At 70.4% G+C, this 17634-nt stretch carries 15 protein-coding genes; 3 read left to right on the top strand and 12 right to left on the bottom strand.

Annotated elements, in window-relative coordinates:
• Positions 1-51: 51 nt before the first annotated feature.
• Genes VDQ18_RS01185 through VDQ18_RS01170 form a run of 4 tightly spaced genes read right to left on the bottom strand, consistent with a single transcriptional unit; the run spans position 52 to position 4392 of the window.
• Positions 52-780: a CoA-transferase gene (locus VDQ18_RS01185; protein WP_323019208.1), complete on the bottom strand. Its 729-nt coding sequence runs from the start codon at positions 778-780 to the stop codon at positions 52-54.
• Complete coding sequence (locus tag VDQ18_RS01180; RefSeq protein WP_323019207.1) at positions 780-1598, bottom strand: CoA transferase subunit A; 819 nt, start codon at positions 1596-1598, stop codon at positions 780-782. The genes VDQ18_RS01185 and VDQ18_RS01180 overlap by 1 nt, the downstream gene beginning before the upstream one ends.
• Positions 1595-2962 carry an MmgE/PrpD family protein gene (locus tag VDQ18_RS01175; protein WP_323019206.1) on the bottom strand — a complete coding sequence of 456 codons (1368 nt, stop codon included), beginning with the start codon at positions 2960-2962 and terminating at the stop codon, positions 1595-1597. The genes VDQ18_RS01180 and VDQ18_RS01175 overlap by 4 nt, the downstream gene beginning before the upstream one ends.
• A gap of 14 nt (positions 2963-2976) precedes the next feature.
• Positions 2977-4392: a hypothetical protein gene (locus VDQ18_RS01170; protein WP_323019205.1), complete on the bottom strand. Its 1416-nt coding sequence runs from the start codon at positions 4390-4392 to the stop codon at positions 2977-2979.
• Positions 4393-4596: 204 nt separating this feature from the next.
• On the opposite strand from VDQ18_RS01170, the gene VDQ18_RS01165 reads away from it, so the two are divergent.
• The 3 genes from VDQ18_RS01165 (at position 4597) to VDQ18_RS01155 (ending at position 7201) form a co-directional block, all read left to right on the top strand.
• Positions 4597-4797, top strand: a complete 201-nt coding sequence (locus VDQ18_RS01165) for a hypothetical protein (protein ID WP_323019204.1) — start codon at positions 4597-4599, stop codon at positions 4795-4797.
• Positions 4790-6184 (top strand): amidase, encoded by a 1395-nt coding sequence (locus VDQ18_RS01160; protein WP_323019203.1) that lies wholly within the window; start codon positions 4790-4792, stop codon positions 6182-6184. The genes VDQ18_RS01165 and VDQ18_RS01160 overlap by 8 nt, the downstream gene beginning before the upstream one ends.
• A gap of 120 nt (positions 6185-6304) precedes the next feature.
• Positions 6305-7201 (top strand): carbon-nitrogen hydrolase family protein, encoded by an 897-nt coding sequence (locus VDQ18_RS01155; protein WP_323019202.1) that lies wholly within the window; start codon positions 6305-6307, stop codon positions 7199-7201.
• A 16-nt stretch (positions 7202-7217) separates the two neighbouring features.
• Here VDQ18_RS01155 and VDQ18_RS01150 read toward each other — a convergent pair whose 3' ends face one another.
• From VDQ18_RS01150 to VDQ18_RS01115, 8 genes are all read right to left on the bottom strand, one after another.
• Positions 7218-8609: an MFS transporter gene (locus VDQ18_RS01150; protein WP_323019201.1), complete on the bottom strand. Its 1392-nt coding sequence runs from the start codon at positions 8607-8609 to the stop codon at positions 7218-7220.
• A 159-nt stretch (positions 8610-8768) separates the two neighbouring features.
• A complete protein-coding gene (locus tag VDQ18_RS01145) occupies positions 8769-9722 on the bottom strand; it encodes a sugar kinase (RefSeq protein ID WP_323019200.1) in 954 nt (317 codons plus the stop codon).
• Positions 9719-11101 carry a mannitol dehydrogenase family protein gene (locus VDQ18_RS01140; RefSeq protein ID WP_323019199.1) on the bottom strand — a complete coding sequence of 461 codons (1383 nt, stop codon included), beginning with the start codon at positions 11099-11101 and terminating at the stop codon, positions 9719-9721. Before VDQ18_RS01140 ends, VDQ18_RS01145 begins: the two co-directional genes overlap by 4 nt.
• On the bottom strand, positions 11098-12513 hold the full coding sequence (uxaC, locus tag VDQ18_RS01135) for a glucuronate isomerase (protein WP_323019198.1): 1416 nt from the start codon (positions 12511-12513) through the stop codon (positions 11098-11100). The genes VDQ18_RS01140 and uxaC overlap by 4 nt, the downstream gene beginning before the upstream one ends.
• Positions 12510-13712, bottom strand: coding sequence for a mannonate dehydratase (uxuA, locus tag VDQ18_RS01130; protein ID WP_323019197.1), 1203 nt, complete (start codon positions 13710-13712; stop codon positions 12510-12512). Before uxuA ends, uxaC begins: the two co-directional genes overlap by 4 nt.
• Positions 13709-14719, bottom strand: a complete 1011-nt coding sequence (locus VDQ18_RS01125; protein WP_323019196.1) for a Gfo/Idh/MocA family oxidoreductase — start codon at positions 14717-14719, stop codon at positions 13709-13711. The genes uxuA and VDQ18_RS01125 overlap by 4 nt, the downstream gene beginning before the upstream one ends.
• Entirely contained in the window at positions 14716-15744 is a 1029-nt protein-coding gene (locus VDQ18_RS01120; RefSeq protein WP_323019195.1) for a Gfo/Idh/MocA family oxidoreductase, read from the bottom strand. Before VDQ18_RS01120 ends, VDQ18_RS01125 begins: the two co-directional genes overlap by 4 nt.
• A 13-nt stretch (positions 15745-15757) precedes the next feature.
• Positions 15758-17632 (bottom strand): TRAP transporter large permease subunit, encoded by a 1875-nt coding sequence (locus VDQ18_RS01115; protein WP_323019194.1) that lies wholly within the window; start codon positions 17630-17632, stop codon positions 15758-15760.
• Between the last annotated feature and the right edge of the window lie 2 nt (positions 17633-17634).

Genomic DNA, 17634 nt, shown 5'->3' with positions numbered 1-17634 from the left:
CGCGATCTCACCGAGTGAACACCACTTCCCCCGGCGCCCCCATCGGCAGAATCAGGGATCCTTGATACAGGATCGGGCGAAGCGCCCATAGGCCACGGCCAGCTGATCGCGCACCTCGCCGCGGATCATGGCGAGGGTCGCGTCATCGGGCACCGGGGTCGTCGGGACGTCCCGGGGTTCCCGGTAGGCAAATCCGGTCGCCTCCCGGATGTCGCGGACGGTCTGGCCGGGATGCACCGAGGCCAGCTCGAACGCCATCTGCCCCTCGTCGAACCGGAACAGGCAACGGTCCGTCAGCAGCCATTTCGGCCCGCCCTGCCGGAAGGCCCCCGCCGGTGCGAGGGGCGAGGCCGAGCGGAAATCGACCGCGTCCACCAGCGTCCGGCGGCTGTGCGCGGGGAAGAACAGCACGATGTTGGGGATGAGGTAATAGAGGCCCGCGGCGCCGAAGGACCCGGTGAACCGCTTCTTGGGCCGCCCCGGGTCGCCGATCGAGACGAGGTTGATATTGGCCTGTCCGTCCACCTGGACCCCGCCGAAGACGAAGGTGTCGAGCCGTCCCTGCGCCGCCATGTCGAAGGGTTCGGCGCCGCCGTCCACGAAGGGCGTCCGGTCCGGATCGCCATGGATCGACACGAAGAAGCCCGGGCTTTGCCGTTCATGCAGCAGGCCCGCCGCCGCCGGAATCGGCGAATTGACGCCCGAGACCATGAAGCGCCCGGTGCCGAACAGCCCGGCCATGGTGGCGATCAGGAATTCTTCCTTGGTGAATTCGGTCATCACGCAACCCCCGGCTCGTTCAGGAAATCCGACAGCCAGGCGTCGAATCCCTCGCGTGTTCTGGCCGCGCCGGCATAGGCATCGAGCATCGCGCCATCCGGCCCATAGTCGGGCGGCAAGGCGGTCGGCGCCGCGCCGCGCTCGGCCAGGGTAATCCGGTCGACATAGGGCCGGGTCAGAAGGCCGGGGGCCATGGCGCTGTCATTGATCAGGTTGCCGGGATGGATCCTCTCCACCGTCGCGAGGACCAGCGCCGAGGCGCGCGCCATGGTCTTCACCTCGCGCCGGTTGCCGACCCAGACATTCCCGGCCTCGTCGGCGAGGGGCGCGTGCAGCGCGGTGATGTCGGGCAGGATCGCCGGGACCACCACCACCGGGTCGTGAGGCGGGAAGGGGTTGTCGAGCGTGGTCCAGTCGCGCCGCCGCGCCAGCATGTCCGAGCCGAAGACGCCGCGCACGGCCATGAAGGGCAGCCGCTTCTCGCCGGCGATGAAGCCTGCATGGGTGGCGGGGCAGGTGGAATCGATCATCTCGATCTCGCCCGCCTCGACCGCGGCGCAGAACCGGGGCGCAAGACCCCGCGCGCCGAGGCTGACGCCCGCCGCCTCGACCGAGGCGACGCAGCCCGCGCCGACGAGGAGGTCGATGGCAAAGCCGCCGGTCGGCCCGCCGACCAGACGCAGATCCCGTGCGCCGCGCCGGATCAGCGCCCGGATCAGGCGGACCGGCACGCCGGAATTCTCGCTGGGCAGGGCCAGCCGCGCGCCGTCCGGGATCAGCGCGGCCATCTCTGCCAGGGTCAGGGAGGAGGGCGTCATGGTTTCGGGCTCCGCAAGGGCAGGAGGCTTTCGTCGGGGTGAAGCTGCGCGATGCGCGGCAGATCCTCGAGGCCGCGGAACCGGGCGAGCAGCGCCTGACCCTCGGCCTCGGGCAGCGCCATGAGCCCGAGGGCCTTGTTCTCGACCTGGCGAGACAGCTCCTCCATGTCCCCGACCGGCTTGCCGGCATCGGCATGGGCGGCGATCCGGCGGCCATCGGTCAGGGTGAGGGTCAGTTCGGCCGCCTCGAACCACAGGGCCGGGTCCTTTTCGACGATCACCTGCCGGGCGGTGGCCTGAAGATCGGCGCGCGCCGTGGTCGCCGCGTCGAACCGGGCGGGGTCCGAGGTATCGACGCCATGCACGGCCATGGCGAGGCAGAAGGGCAGGTTGAACTTCGCTTCCAACCCGTCCCTGGGCGGATCGGTCAGCACCAGCCGGTGGCGCTCGCCCTCGATGCGGACGCGGATCTCGGCAATGTCGGACCGGCCGAGGGCGTGGCGTCGGGTCAGCTCGTCCCAGGCCAGCAGGGCGGCATGGGTCAGGAAGCAGGAGGCATGGACCTTGAAGAGGTTGCGGTAGAGATGCCAGCCGCCCTCCGGCGGCGCCAGCGCCTCGGCCATCGAGAACCGGCCGCCATAGACCTCGACGAAGCCCTTGCCGCGCTCGAGCACATCGGCCCGCCCGGTGATGCCGCGGGAGGCCCAGACCGCGGCCCGCAAACCGGCCTGCGCCGCGAGGCCCACGTTCAGGCATTTCGCCATCGAGCCGTAATTGCCATGGAGGCCGCCGGCCTGCGCGACGGCAAGGGCCATGGCCATCTGCGTGCCGTGCTGGTCGAGGCGCAGCAGGCGGGCACAGGACGCCGCCGCGGCGATGGCGCCCAGCGTGGTGCCCTGCCAGCCCTGATGGAACAGGCTCGACTCGAAACCCCGGCCGAGTTTGCATATCAGCTCGAACCCGGCGATGAAGGCGGTCAGAACCTCGGCGCCCGAAGCCCCGACATCCTCGCCCAGGGCCAGCACGGCGGGGGCGATGTTGATCGTCACATGCCCCGGCACCGCATTGTGCACATCGTCATAATCCAGCACATGCCCCGCCGTGCCGTTGACCAGCGCGGCCAGCGCGGGCGACATCGCGCCGCGCTGGCCGATCAGACGGGCGCGGGGGCCGGTCGCCTCGGCCCGGGCGTCCTCGGTCAGCGGCGGCACGGGATCGGTCTGCGCCCCGGCCATCGTCACCGCATACCAGTCGAGAAGCGCAAGCCGGGCCATGGTCCGGGCGCGTTCGGGAACCTCGTCCAGCCGCAAGCCCGTGACATCGGCGGCGAGCGTGGCGGAGAGATCCTGAAGGCGGGACGACACGCCCTCCATCCCCGTCACCCCGTCACCCCGTCGCGCACCCGCACGAGCTTGGTCTTGTGCGACGAGCGCGGGATCGTCCCGGCGGGCAGGATCGTCACCTTCGCCGGGATCCGCAGCCTGTCCTTCAGGCGCCCCTCGATCTCGGCGGCCAGCGCGTCGAAGGCATCGGGCGAGACGCCGTCGCCCGCCTCGACCGTCACGGCGACCGGCGGCACCACACGCGGCGGCGGCGCGTCGAGCACGATCTCCAGCTGCCCGTTGGTGCGCGGGCGCAGGCCCTCGACCACCTCTTTGATCGCCGAGGGGAAGATCTTGATGCCCCGCACATTCAGCAGGTCGTCGGCGCGGCCCTGCACCGAATAGCGGGTACCGAACTCGCCGCAGTGCGGGCAGGGGCCGACATGCAGGGTGATCATGTCGCCGGTGGCATAGCGCAGCCCGGGCCCGGCCTCGTAGTAAAGCCCGGAATGGATCGCCTCGCCCGTCGCGCCGTCCTCCAGCGCAATCGGAGCGCGGGTGGCGGGATCGACCAGATCGTAGCGGAAGCAATATTCGTCGGCGAGGAAATGCAGCCCGTTGTGATGGTCGCCGCCGCATTCCAGCGCGGCGTTGTGCCAGCCGCCCAGCATCGTGTCATAGAGCGTCGCGCCGAACCCCTCCTGCAGTTTGCGGCGCACCGGCGGAATCGCCGGGCCGGGCTCGCCGCCGGAAAAGACGATCTCCACCCCGAATTCGCTGGCCGGCCTGCCCAGTTCCTCGGGCGCGCGGTCGATCAGGTAGCTCAGGAACGAGGGCGTGCCGCACAGGATGCGGGGACGGCAGGCGGCAAGGTATTGCAGCGCCCGGCTGACGCCCGCCTCGGCGCCAAGCGGGATCGGATGCGCGCCATAGGCCTCAAGCGATTGCATGAAGGTCGTGCCGCCCAGCCACATGCTGAGCCCGAAGAGATGCAGCGCCGTATCGCCGGGACGCACCCCCGCCTTCTTCAGCATCCGTCCGACCACTTTGTAGGTCAGGTCCAGATCCCGCCGCGAGAACAGGTAGAAGGTCGGCATCCCCGTGGTGCCCGAGGTTCCCGCCACATGCACGATGGCCTCCTTGGGCGCACAGAGGTGCAGGCCGAAGGAATGGCCGTATTTCTCCAGACTGGCCTGCTGCGACTCGCGGTGCTCGGCCTTGGTCATCAGGGCCGGAAGCCGCCGGAAGTCGTCCATGCTCCGGATATCCGCCCCGCGCGACAGGCCGGCCGCGCGCAGTTTCGGGCCGTAGAACTCGTTCGGCAGGCAATGGTCGATCTGGCCCGGGACCCGCGCGAGGCGGATGGCATCGAGGGCGGCGAGATAGGCCTGCGCGTCCTCGCGCGCCACCGCGTCATCCCGCATGGCCAGAAGCTGGGGCAGAAGCTCGGCCGGAAGCTCGGTCTGTGTCATGGTCTCTCCTCCCATGGATCAGCCGCGGGCGGGGCTCGCGCCGCCTTCGGCTGCTCAGTGCGGAACCTGTGTAGGTTCGGATCGCAGCGGGGGCGTTATACTGTCTTGATATAAGCGGGCGGTCCCCGGCCGCGCTAAGCAGGAGCCTGGAGTTGCCGGGCGACGCGACGGGCGCCCGGCAGGACATCACAGAAGCGAGGCCCCATGTCCGACCTGCAGCCGCCCGACTACAAATCCCTGTTGCAGCGCGCCGGGGCCCCCGATCTTGATGACGCGGATCTGGCCGATCTGACCCCCGGCCTGCGGGCCATCGACGGCAAGATCGCCTTCCTGCGCGAGCTGGCCGCGGCGATGGCGGGAACGCTTCCGTCTCCCATCGCCGCGAAGGACGACCAGGATGTCTGATCTTGACACGATCGCCGGGGCTTCGGCCGCCCTCGCCGCGGGGCGTCTGAGCGCCGTGGAACTGGTGCAGGATCGTCTGGCCCTGTGCCGCCGCCTCGAGCCCGCCCTGCACAGCTTCCTCACGCTCGATGCGGAGGGAGCCCTGACCGCCGCGGCCGAGGCGGATGCCGCGCGCGCCGCGGGGCAGGCGACGCCGCTGACCGGGATCCCGCTGGGGGTGAAGGATGTGATCGACGTGGCCGGATTGCCGTCGACCGGCCATTCGCGGCTCTATGCCGACCGAAAGGCGGAAGCCGATGCCGTTGCCGTGGCGCTGCTGCGCAAGGCCGGCGGCATCCTCCTCGGCAAACTTGCGACCAATGAGTTCGCCATCGGGCTGCATGACCCTCAGACGGCGCTCGCCCCGCAGCCCTGCAACCCCTGGAACCTTGCGCATAGCGCGGGCGGCTCGTCGTCCGGGGCGGGCACCGCCGTCGCGGCGGCGGAAGTGCTGGGCGCGCTCGGCACCGACACCGGCGGCTCGATCCGGGTGCCCGCGGCCTTCAACGGCATCGCCGGGCTGAAGCCCTCGCGCGGGCTGGTCAGCCGGACGGGCACCATGCCGCTGTCCGAGACGATGGATTCGGTCGGTCCCATGGCGCGCAGCGTCGAGGATCTGGCGCTGATGCTCGACGCCATCGCCGCCCCCGATCCGCGCGAGACCGCGCGGCTGGCGCGGCCCGTCGCCTCCTATGCGGACGCCAGCGGCACCTGCCCCGAAGGCGTCCGCTACCTGCGGCTTCGGCGCTATGACCGCCTGCTGTCGGACGGCCAGCTGGCCGCGCTCGACGCGGCCGAGGCCGCGCTTGTCGCCACCGGCGCGCGGGCCGTCACGGTTGACCTGCCCGATCTCGATGCCCTCGACGCGGTCGGCACGCTGATGGCGACCAGCGAAAGCTGGCATTATCACCGCGAGCGGCTGGCCCGGCATCCCGAGCGTTATGGCCGTGATGCCAAGCTGAAACTGATGATCGGGGCGCTGATCTCGGGTGACGACTACCTTCTGGCCGCGCGGTTGCGCGACCGGCTGAGCGCGAGAGTGGCAGGGATGTTCCGCTCGGTGGATGTGGTGCTCACGCATCCGGCCCTCGGCGCGGCGCCCGTGGCCCCCGCCCGGCCCAAGGTCAGCTTTGCGACCTGGGCCCATGCGGGGTTCAACATGCAGGCCAATGTGACCGGCATTCCCGCGCTGGTGTTCAGAACCGGGATGGAGGCTGGCCTGCCGGTCGGTGCGCAGCTCTGGGCGAAGGTGAACAACGATGCCCTGCTGCTGGCTCTGGGCCGCGCGATGGAGCGGCAATTGGCCGAGGCCGGGGCGCTGCCGGGCTGGCCCGTGGTCGCCGTCTGACCGGCGTCATCTGCAGCGCGGGGCGGTCATCCGGTGCTATGCCGAAACGGCATTTCCCGGGCGCGCCGAAGCATGGGGTTATGGGGCGGGTTTGGCCCGTCAAAGGAAAGGAGCCGTCTGTTGAGTGAACGCATCGTCAAGGTTGCCGCCGTGCAGAGCGAGCCGGTCTGGTTCGATCTGGCCGCCACGACCGGGAAAACGATCCGCCTGATCGCGGAAGCGGCGGGGCAGGGCGTCCGGCTCATCGCCTTCCCCGAGCTCTGGCTGCCGGGATACCCGGTCTTCCTGTGGCTCGGCGACGACGCCTGGCAGGCCGAGTATCGCCGCCGTTATGTGGCGCAATCGGCCGAGCTGGGCGGGCCCGAGCATCAGGCGATCGCCGCCGCCGCGAAGGAGCATGGGATCGAGGTCGTGCTGGGCCTCTCCGAACGCGATGAGGCGGGGCGGATCTACATCGCGCAATGGGTGATAGACGCCGAGGGCAGGACGGCGATGACCCGCCGCAAGCTGAAGCCGCCGAGCCTCGAGGGCGAGTTCTTCTCGCGCGGGGATCCCGAGACCAACCTGAACGTCATCCGCACCGCCGTCGGCACCATCGGCGCGCTCAACTGCGCCGAACACAAGCGCCCCCTGCTGCGCCACATCCTCTACGGCAAGCGCGAGGAGATCCACGTCGCCGCCTGGCCGGCGCTGGGGCTGGTGCCGAAGGTGGTGACGATGAGCGCCAAGGTGAACATGGGGATCACCAGCGCCTATGCCTCGGAAGGCGGCATGTTCGTGATCGCCGCGACGCAGGTCATCGGCCCCGAGATTTTGGCGGAGTTTTCGGACACGCCGGAACGGGCCGCGAAGATCTCGCGGGGCGGCGGCGCCTCGCATGTCTTCGACCCCGAAGGTCAGGACGCCGTGTCGCCGCTGCCGCATGACGCCGATGGCCTGCTGATCGCCGAGATCGACCTGACCAAGGTCAGGCCCTATTTCGACCCCGATCCGCTGGAGCCACTGCCCGCGGTCTGACCCCCGGGCCGGAAGGTCAGGACGCGGGCAGGCTGACGCCGCGCGTCCGGTAGGCAATCAGCGCGGCGGTCAGCGACAGCACGGCGAAGAACGCCAGCAGGACCGAAAACGCCGCTCCCACCGCGCCCGGACAGGGCGCGGCGCAGGCCAGGGTCAACCCGTTCAGCGAGCGAAAATAGATCAGCGTGCCCAGGCCGACGCCCAGGCTGGCGCCGACCGTCCGGCTGAGCTGGATGAAGGCCGTCACCCGGCCGAGCATCTCTGGCGCGGTGCTGCTCTGGACGCAGATCGTCACCACGTTCAGCGTCGTTCCCATGCTCAGACCGGCGACGCCCAGGGTCAACGCGGTTTCCCAGGCGCTAAGCCGGTCCAGCAGCAGGGCCAAGGCCGCCAGAGCCACGGCAAAGACAGCCAGACCCGCGGCGGGAAAACCCATCGTGCGCCCCGTGGCGCGGACCAGAAGCCCCGTCAGGATCGAGCCGACGCCGACCGCGCCAAGAAAGGGCATCATCACCACCCCGATGTGTTGCAGATCAAGGCCGTAGTGATCACGGAACAGGATCGGGAACAGGCTGATGACCCCGGTGAAGAGCGCGCCATAGAGGAAGACGATGAGCCCGCCCTTCCAGACCATCGGGATGCGGATCATCGAGACAGGCACCAGCGCGTCCTCGGCCCGGTACATCCAGCCGATCATCGCCGACAGGGTCAGGCCGAAGCCCCCGATCCACATCAGGGCGGGGATCAGGCGGTCGGGTTCCGCCAGCGTCTGCGAGGCGAAGATCAGGCAGGACACGGTAAGGACCAAGAGGCCCGTCCCGATCCAGTCGAACCGCAGGTCCAGAACCGGCCGCGGCGGCGGCGTCTGGTTGCGCGCGCGCCAGAGAAGCGCTGCCGCCAGCAGGGCCATGGGAATCAGCGCGTAGAAGATCGCGCGCCAGCCGAAGGCCGCGATCAGCAGGCTGCCCGCCACCGGCCCGAAGGTGTTGGACAGGAAGGCCACGGCGACGAGGTAACCCTGATAGGCCGCGCGGTCTCGGGGCGGGATCCGTTGCGCGAGGAAGGCCTGCGGCAGCGCCATCAGCCCGCCGCCGCCGATACCCTGCACGAAGCGGGCAGTCAGCAGCACGGCGTAGCCCTGCGATTGCGCTGCCAGAAGGCTCCCCGCGGCGAAGAGCAGCAGCGCGAAGACCAGCATCCGCATCGGCCCGAAAGCGTCGCCCAACCGGCCGAAGACGATGGTCGCCACCGAGGCGGGGATGAAGAAGGCGACCAGCAGCCAGACCAGACCCGTCTCGGCCCCGGCCAGCCGGGCGATGGTCGTGGCCGATGTCGCCATGATGGATTGCTCCAGCCCGGCAATCGCGATGGGGATCGCCGCGAGGACGATGTATCGGAACGGATGCACGCTTGGGTCTTTCTGATCTGTCATCGGCTCGGCAATGCCGCCCCCTCCGTCTTACAGAGGACGCGCGGTCAATGGCCTATGCCGATTGCCGATAGCGCCAGCGGACCCCGCACCGCGGGGCGGTTTCAAGGGGGTGGCGCGGCGCTTGCGAGACCGGGATCAGCGATCCCTGGGGGCGAGGTCGCGCTCTGCCTCGGCCCAGCAGCGCCGCAGGGCCTCGGGCTCGGCCAGCGCGCCATAGACGCCGATCACCTCGGCGGCCATCCGGTTGGCAAGCTGCGCCGCCACCGCGGGCGGGTGACCCTCCAGCCGCGCCGCCAGATAGGCGCCGTTGAACCCGTCACCCGCGCCGGTGGTGTCGCGCGGCGTCACGTCGGCCCGGGCGGGAATTCTCTGCCCAGGTGTCCCCGGCGCGGCGATCATTGCTCCGTCGGCGCCCAGCTTCAGCGCCACCTCGGGCACGCCCAGCGACAGGAGGCGCCGGCAGCAGGCCTCGGGACCCACGTCGCCGAAAAGCGTGCCCTCGTCCGGCCAGCTCGGCAGGGCGATGTCGCAGATCGCCAGAAGGTCGTTCATGGCGGCGCGGGCGGCCTCAGGGCTCTGCCAGAGCGCCGGGCGCCAGTTCGGATCGAAGGCCACCAGCGCGCCGCCTTCCCGCGCCCGCGCCAGTTCGTCGCGCAGGACGCGCCGGGCTTCGGGCGTCAGGATCGCCAGCGTGATGCCCGAGACATGGATCAGGTCCCGCCCCGCCAGGCTGAGGCGCAGCGCGGCGGGATCATCCGCCAGCCGCCGCGCCGCGCTGTCCGAGCGCCAATAGGAAAACGACCGCTCCCCCGCCGCATCGAGCGTGATGGCGTAGAGTCCCGGCCGCAGTCCCGGCAGGCGGGGGCTGGTGGCGGTGCCGATCCCCTGGGCGGCCATGAAATCGCGCTGCTGCTCGGAGAACGGATCATCCCCGAAGGCGGTGACGAAATCCGCCTCGGCCCCCGGCGGCAACACCGCGCGCAGCATCCAGAGCGTGTTGAACGTGTCCCCGGCATGGCCCAGATGCCAGCCGGTCCCGCGCGCCTGCAGTTCCAGCATGCATTCCCCGACCGAGGCCACCCGGATCATGCGGCACCGCCCATCAAAGCCGCTACATGCCCGGCGACCTGCCGGTTCCAGACCGGATCATCGCGCAGGGGCGGCGGGACCAGACCGGGCAAGGCCATCAGCGCCGCGGTCAGCGCCACGGGATCGCGCGGCACGCCCTGAAGGCGGGCGCGGATTTCCTCGGCCCGGGGATCGCGGAGCGGCTCGTGCTGCGCGGCGTGCCAGACCCAACCAGCCGTCACCCGGGCGAAACTGTCGGTGTCGCCGCCGCGCGCCAGCACCTCGGCCGCCGGGGTAAGGATGCGGGGCGGCAGTTTCTGGGTGCCGTCCATGGCGATCTGTTCCAGCCGGTGGGCGATGGCGCGGTTGCCAAACCGCTCCAGCAACGCCGCGGCATAGGCGGCAGGCTCGACCCCCGGCACCGGCGCCAGGGTCCGCGCCGCGGCCTCCAAATGGGTCTGCGCGGCACGGGCGATGGCGGGATCGGCGATCGCGTCACGGACGAATTCATGCCCCGCGGCCAGCCCCAGCCAGGCCAGCAGCGAATGGGTGCCGTTGAGCATGCGCAGCTTCATCGCCTCATAGGGGGCGACATCCTGCACGAAAAGCGCCCCGGCACGGTCCCAATCGGGGCGGCCCTGGGCGAAGCGATCCTCGATCACCCATTGCAGGAAGGGCTCGGTCTCCACCGCCAGCGGGTCGTCGACGCCCGTCAGACGGCGCGCATCGTCGAGGGTGGTCTGGGTGCTGGCCGGGGTGATGCGGTCGACCATGGTGCTGGGGAAGGGCACCTCGGCCGCGATCCACTCGGCCAGTGCCGGGTCGCGCTGCGCGGTGAAGTCCAGGACCAGCCGCCGCAGCAGATGGCCATTGGCCGCGAGGTTGTCGCAGCTGAGCGGCGTGAAGGGCGGCAGGCCCGCCTCGCGCCGGGCGGCGAGCCCCGCGGCGATCAGGCCCACGGCGCTGCGGGGTGGGGCGTTGCCGGTCAGATCGGCAGCAATGGCGGGGTGGTTCAGGTCCAGCCCGCCGGTCGCGGGATCGAGGCCATAGGCCTTTTCCGTCAGTGTCAAGGTGACGATGCGGATCTCGGGCGCGGCCATCCGCGCCAGGATGCCCTCCGGCGCGATACCGCCCAGCACGGGACCCAGCACCTGCGCCCGCGTTTCGGCCCCGTCGCGGACCAGCAGGGTGAAGCAGCCCTCCTGCGCCGAGAATTGCCGGGCGACCTGCGCATCGCGCAGGCCCGCAACCTCGATCCCCCAGTCACCGCCGGTCGCCTGAAGCGCTCCCTCGGTATAGACCGCCAGATGGGCGCGGAAAAAGGCGCCCGGGCCCAGATGCAGGATGCCGGGCCGGGGGCGGTTCGGGCTGGCCAGCAGAGCGGCGAGAGGATGGGTCACAGCGCATAGGCCCTTTTTGCTGCCTCGCCCGACAGATCGGCGGCGAGATGCGCGGCTTCGCTCCGGTCCAGCCGGTGTTCGGCCACCAGCCGGGCCAGGAACCCGGCCACGCCCCGGCGCCAGACATCGTGCCGGGCGGGAATGGAAAGCAGCGCGCGGGTGTCGTCGTTGAACCCGGCGAGATTGGCGAAGCCCGCGGTCTCCACCACCTGATCGAGGTAGCGGCGGATCCCCTCGGCGCTGTCGTGGAACCACCAGGGCGGACCCAGCATCAGGCAGGGCCAATAGCCCGCCATCGGCGCCAGTTCCCGCGCATAGGCGCTTTCATCCAGCGTGAAGACGATGAGACGCAGGCCGGGTCCATGGCCATGGCGATTGAGCAGCGCGTTCAGCCCGCCGACCCAATCGGCGCGGCCCGGAATATCGGCGCCCATGTTGGCGCCGCGGGTGGCGAACATCGCCCGGTCGGTGTTGCGCCGCGATCCCGCGTGCAATTGCATGACCATGCCGTCCTCGGCCGAGAGGCCCGCCATCTCGGTCAGCATCTGCGCGCGGAAGAGCTCGGCCTCGGCCGGGGTCAGACTGCCCGCGCGGGCGCCGGTCAGAAGGCGCTGGCATTCGGCCAGCGGCAGGTCGGCGGTCAGGGGAGAGGGCGTGCCGTGATCGGTCGCGGTCGCCCCCAGCGCCCGGAAAGCGGCGCGGCGGCGGCGGTGGGCCTCGATCATCCCCGCCCATTCGGCGGTATCGCAGCCGGTCAGCGCCCCCAGCCGGTCGAGGCCTTCGACGAAGCCCGGCGCCTCGGGGTCGGTCACGGCATCCGGGCGATAGGTCGGACGCACCCGCGCGCCCCAGCCCTGCGCCGCCAGCGCCGTGTGATGCTCCAGACTGTCCAGCGCGCCATCGGTGGTGGCGATGACCTCGACCCCGAAGCGGTCCATCAGCGCCCGGGGACGCGAGCCGGGCTCGGCCAGCACCGCGCCGATATGATCGAAGAGCGCATCGGCGTTCTTCTCGCTCAGCCGCTCGGGGCAGCCCAGCACCGCGCCCATGGCGTGATCCAGCCACAGGGCCGAGGGTGTGCCCGTGAAGAGAGGGTAGTGCCGGGCAAAGCAGCGCCAGGCCGCGCGCGGCTCGGCAACCGGCGCCCCATCGAGCCGCGGGACGCCCAACACGTCGTAGGACACTCCCTGGCTGTGCAGCATCCTGAGCAGGTAATGGTCGGGGGTGACCAGCAGGCTGGCCGCATCGGTGAAGGCCGCATCGCTGGCGAACCAGGCGGGATCGGTATGGCCGTGCGGGCTGATGATCGGCAGGTCGCGCAGGCCGTCATAGAGGTCGCGGGCGATGCGGCGCAGGCCGGGATCGGCGGGCAGCAGCCGGTCGGGATGCAGGAAACCGTCGCCCAGGCTCATGCGAAGGCCCCCGTAACGCTGAGCGCACGTTCCACGCCGCGCAACTCGGCCAGCCCGCGCAGGCGGCCGACCAGCGGATAGCCGGGCTGGCCGCCGCGGCGCAGGTCGTCGGCGATTTCCTGCCCGTGGTCGGGGCGCATCGGGATCACGTGATCCTCTCGGCCTTCGGCCCGGCGGCGGGCTTCCTCGCGCAGGACGGCGGCGATCAGCGCGACCATGTCGGTTTCCCCCTCAAGATGCTCGTCCTCGAAGAACGAACCATCCGCCTCGCGCCGGACGTTGCGCAGATGCAGGAAATGCACCTTCGGCCCGAAGCGGTCCATCATCGCCGGCAGGTCGTTGTCGGCCCGCGCCCCCAGCGACCCCGAACAGAGGGTCATGCCATTGGCGGGGCTGTCGACGGCCCCCAGAACGGCGTCGTAATCCGCGGCGGTGGACATGATGCGCGGCAGGCCGAGCAGGGGGAAGGGGGGATCGTCGGGATGGCAGCAGAGCCTGAGGCCCAGACGTTCCGCCACCGGCACCACCTCGGACAGGAAATCGATGAAATGGCCGCGCAGCCGTTCGGCGCTGATCGCGCCATATTCGGCCAGATGGTCGCGGACGGCGCCCATGTCCATCGCCTCGGTCGAGCCGGGCAGACCCATGGTGATGGCATCCGCCAGACCGCGACGGGCCGCGTCGTCCATGCCCTGAAGCCGCCGCGCCGCTTCCTCGACCACGGCAGGGGCGAAATCCTGCGCGGCGCCCTCGCGTTGCAGCAGATGGATGTCGAAGGCGGCAAAATCGGCCATGTCGAAGCGCATGGTCCGCGCCCCGGTGGGCCGGCGCCAGCGCAGATCGGTGCGGGTCCAGTCCAGCACCGGCATGAAATTGTAGCAGATGACGCGGATCCCGGCCCCGGCTAGATGTTCGAGCGAGGTCTTGTAGGCCGCGACATGCGCGCGCCACTCGCCCTTCTGCTTCTTGATATCCTCGCTGACCGGCAGGCTTTCCACCACCTCCCAGGCCAGGCCCGAGGGCCTGCCGTCCGAGGCCATCGCCACCTCGGCCTGCCGCCGGGCGATGGCCTCGGCGGTCCAGATCTGGCCGTTCGGCACGTGATGCAGCGCCGAGACGACGCCCTGCACCCCGGCCTGGGCGATATCCTCGGGGCGGATCGGATCGCGCGGACCGAACCAGCGCCACGTATGCCTCATCTCGTGCCTCCATCGGCGAGGATCTGGGCCTCGATGGCCAGCCGCGTGACCCTGAGCGCATGGCCCCGGGGCATGGCGGTCTCGGTGCGGTCGCGCACATCGGCCAGGAAGCGGGTAAAATAGGTCAGCGGCTCGGCCGAGCAGTCGATATGCCGGGTGCCGTGGCGGTCGCAGAGGAACAGGTGATCGGCGCCGGGCCGCCCGTCGGGGTCCAGATATTTGCGCAGCTCGATCGTGCCCTCGGTGCCGGTCAGGAACAGCCGCCCGTCGCCCCAGGTCGGCAACCCGTCCGGCGTGAACCAGTCGACGCGGATGAAGCCGCGGGCGTCTTCGCCCTCCAGCAGGATATCGCCGTAATCGCGGAAGGCGGGCACATCGGGCAGGGCGCGGTTGGCGGTGGCGGCGGCAATGATACGGGCGCTGTCCGAGCCGGTGAAATGCAGGAACTGGTCGATCTGGTGGCTGGCGATATCGGTCAGGATGCCGCCGAAGGCCTCGGGCCGGAAGAACCATTCGGGCCGGATCGCCCGGTTCAGCCGGTGGGGGCCCAGCCCCGTGGTCTGGATCACCCGGCCGATCGCACCCTCGGCCACCAGCCGCGAGGCAGCCTCGCAGGCGCGCACGACGAAACGTTCGGAAAAGCAGATCGACAGCAGGCGCCCGGTCTCGGTCGCCACCTGTTCCAGCGCCGCCACCTGATCGAGGGCCGTGGCGCCGGGCTTGTCCAGCATCACATCCTTGCCCGCGCGCATCGCCCGGATGGCGATGGCGGCACGGTCCACCGGGATCGCGGCGCAGAGCACGATCTCGATATCGGGGTCGTCAAACAGCGCCTCGCGCGGACGCGGGGTCAGATCGGGGAAGCGCTCGCGGAACCCGTCCAGCACCCGGGGATCGCTGGTCTCTGGGCAATAGCCCGCACAGACCGCCCCGGCGGCCAGCAATTCGCCGACCATGTGATAGATGTGGCGGTGGTCCAGCCCGATGGCGGCAAAGCGCAAAGTCATGCCCGCACCCTCACCGGCTGGCCCTTGGCGCCGGTCTCGATCAGGGCGTCGATCAGACGATGGACGCGCAAAGCCTCCTCACCCGTCACGCGGGGGTCGCGGCCCTCGGCAATGGCCTCGGCGAAATCGGCCATGACGGCGCGGTGCCAGTCATGCGGGAAGGCCATCGGATCGGCCCCGGTGCCGCCCGCGCCGGTATCGGCCTCTACCCGCTCCTCGGTCCCGTTGTGGAACCGAGCGAGGAGCGTCCCGCCGCGCAGGGCCAGCGTGCCGCGGGTGCCGGTCAGGGTGATTTCCTCGTGAAAGCCGGGATAGGCGGCGGTGGTCGCGTCGATGGTGCCGATGGCGCCCGAGGCAAAGCGGGCCGCGGCGCAGACCATGTCCTCGGTCTCCATCTTATGCACGGCGGTGGTCTCGGCAAAGCCCGTCACCGTCTCGACGGGACCGGCGAGCGAGAGCATCAGGTCCAGCGTATGGATCCCCTGCGAGATCAGCACCCCGCCGCCATCCCGCGCCCGCGTCCCCCGCCCCGGCTCGTCGTAATAGGCCTGCGGCCGCCACAGCCGGATGGTGGTGGAACAGCCGACGACCCGCCCCAGCGCGCCCGCGGCGAGCAGCTCGGCCGCGCGCATTGCGGCAGGACGGAAGCGGTGTTGCAGCACGACGCCCAGTCGCACGCCCGCCTCGCGGCAGCCGGTGACCAGCGCCTCGGCCCGCGCGGTCGAGATGTCGAGCGGCTTCTCTATCAGCACATGCCTGCCCGCCCGCGCGCAGGCGAGGCCGATCTCGGCATGGCTGCTGGCGGGGGTGAAGACGGCCACGGCCTCGACTCTGTCGTCGGCCAGGATCTTGTCCAGGCTGTCGGTCAGCGGGAAGGGATAGCGCGCGCCGAAATCCGCGCGCCGGGCGGCCGAGGGAGCGAAGGCATGCAGCACCTCGATCCGGTCGGACAGGTCCATCAGCCCGCGGGCATGGGGGGTCACGGCCATGCCCAGCCCGACGATGGCGATACGCAGACGGCTCATGCCGTGGCTCCTTTCATTGTCCCAGCCAGCGCAGCGGGACCTGGGTCAGCGCCGGCACGAAGGCCACCAGCATCAGCACGACCAGCATCGCGGCAAGGAAGGGCAGGACGGCGCGGAAGGTGGCGACCTGATCGGCCCCGCCCGCCCGCGCGGTGGTGAAGATCAGCACCCCCAGCGGCGGGGTCAGCGCGCCGATCACCAGATTCATGACGATGACGAGGCCGAAGGTGATGGGGTCGAACCCGGCCAGCACCACCAGCGGCACCAGGATCGGCACCAGGATCACCAGCGCCGCGATCATCTCCATGAAAAGGCCGACGATCAGCAGGAAGGCGTTGATGGCCAGCATCAGAAGCCACGGACGCTCGACCAGCACGGCGAGGCCTGCGGCGATGCGCTGCGGCACGCGCTCGTAGGCCAGCACCCAGGCGAAGGGCGCGGCGGCGGCGATGATGACGACGATCACCACCGTGTCCATCATCGCCTCGCGCACGGCGGCGACCAGGGCGCGGCCGGTCAGCTTGCGATAGAGGAAGGCGCCGCAGAAGAGGGCATAGATCATGGCCACCGCCCCGGCCTCGGTCGCGGTGAAGACGCCGAAGCGCACCCCGCCAACGATCAGCACCGGCAGGATCAGCGCCGGGATCGCCATCACCAGCCCGCGCAGCCGGTCGCGGCCGCTGGCCTTGGGCATGTCGCCGCCATAGCCCCGCGCGCGGGAGATGATGTAGACCACCATCATCAGCGCCGCCGCCATCAGGAGGCCCGGCACCAGCGTGGCGACGAACAGCGCCCCCACCGAGACCGAGGCCAGCGCGGCATAGATGATCAGCCCCAGCGACGGCGGGATCAGGTTCGCGAGCGTGGATCCCGCGGCGGTCAGTGCCGCGGCGAAGGGCCGGTCATAGCCGCGCTTGGCCATTTCCGGCACCAGAAGCTTGGCCACGGTCGAGGCATCGGCGGTGGACGAGCCCGAGACGCCCGCCAGCATGGTGTTCGTCACCACATTGGCCTGCGCCAGCCCGCCCCGCAGATGGCCGACCAGCATCATCGCCAACTCGATCAGCCGCGGCGTGATGCCGCCGACATTCATCACCGCCGCGGCGAGGATGAAAAAGGGGATGGCCAGCAGCGTGAAGGAATTGAGCGAGGCGCCCATGTTCTGCGCCAGCGTGACCAGCAGGATCGGGTTGGCCGAGGCGAAGGCGGTGAAGGTGCCCAGGATCAGCGAGAAGGCCACCGGCACGCCCAAGAGGATGGCGCCGAGCCCCACGCCCACCAGCACCCAGGGGCCCGAGGCCGGGGAATAGAGGAAGCCTGCGCCATGGCGGACGGACCAGTAGATCAGCCCACCCAGGGCCAGGATCGCCAGCCCCTGTAGAAAGCCGCGCTGCCCGTCGGGCCAGGCCAGGAAGAAGAGGTTCAGCGCCGCGCCGACCGGCACGGCCAGGAACAGGTATTTCATCGGCATCTGCAAGGCGGGCGAGGCGGCGATGGCGCGATCCACGTAATCCATGCCGTGGATGACCAGCACCAGCGAAGCCGCGACCATCACCGCGAGGGTCACGAACTCCAGCCCCCGCTTGGCACGCCCCGGCAGCAGCCGGGGCACCAGGTCGATGGCGATATGCGCCCCCCGTCCCGTGGCCAGCGCCATGCCCAGCATCACCGCCCAGGTGAAGAGCCAGGTCGCCACCTCTTCCGGCCAGGGCAGGGCGGCGCGGAAGACATAGCGCATGACGACCTGCAGGCAGGCCACGCCCACCGCCCCCAGAAGCAGGGCAACGCAGGCAAATTCCACGCCCTGATCCACGCGGCGGCGCAGGGTGAGGACAGGTCCGGGGTCAGGCGCCACCACGGGGGCGCCTGCGGGGGATGCAGAAGTCATGC

Origin of the sequence: Pararhodobacter sp., assembly GCF_034676075.1 — a bacterium.
Taxonomy (GTDB): domain Bacteria; phylum Pseudomonadota; class Alphaproteobacteria; order Rhodobacterales; family Rhodobacteraceae; genus Pararhodobacter.
The sequence above is the reverse complement of the archived record's forward strand: the minus strand, read 5'-3'. Positions and strand labels throughout refer to the sequence as shown.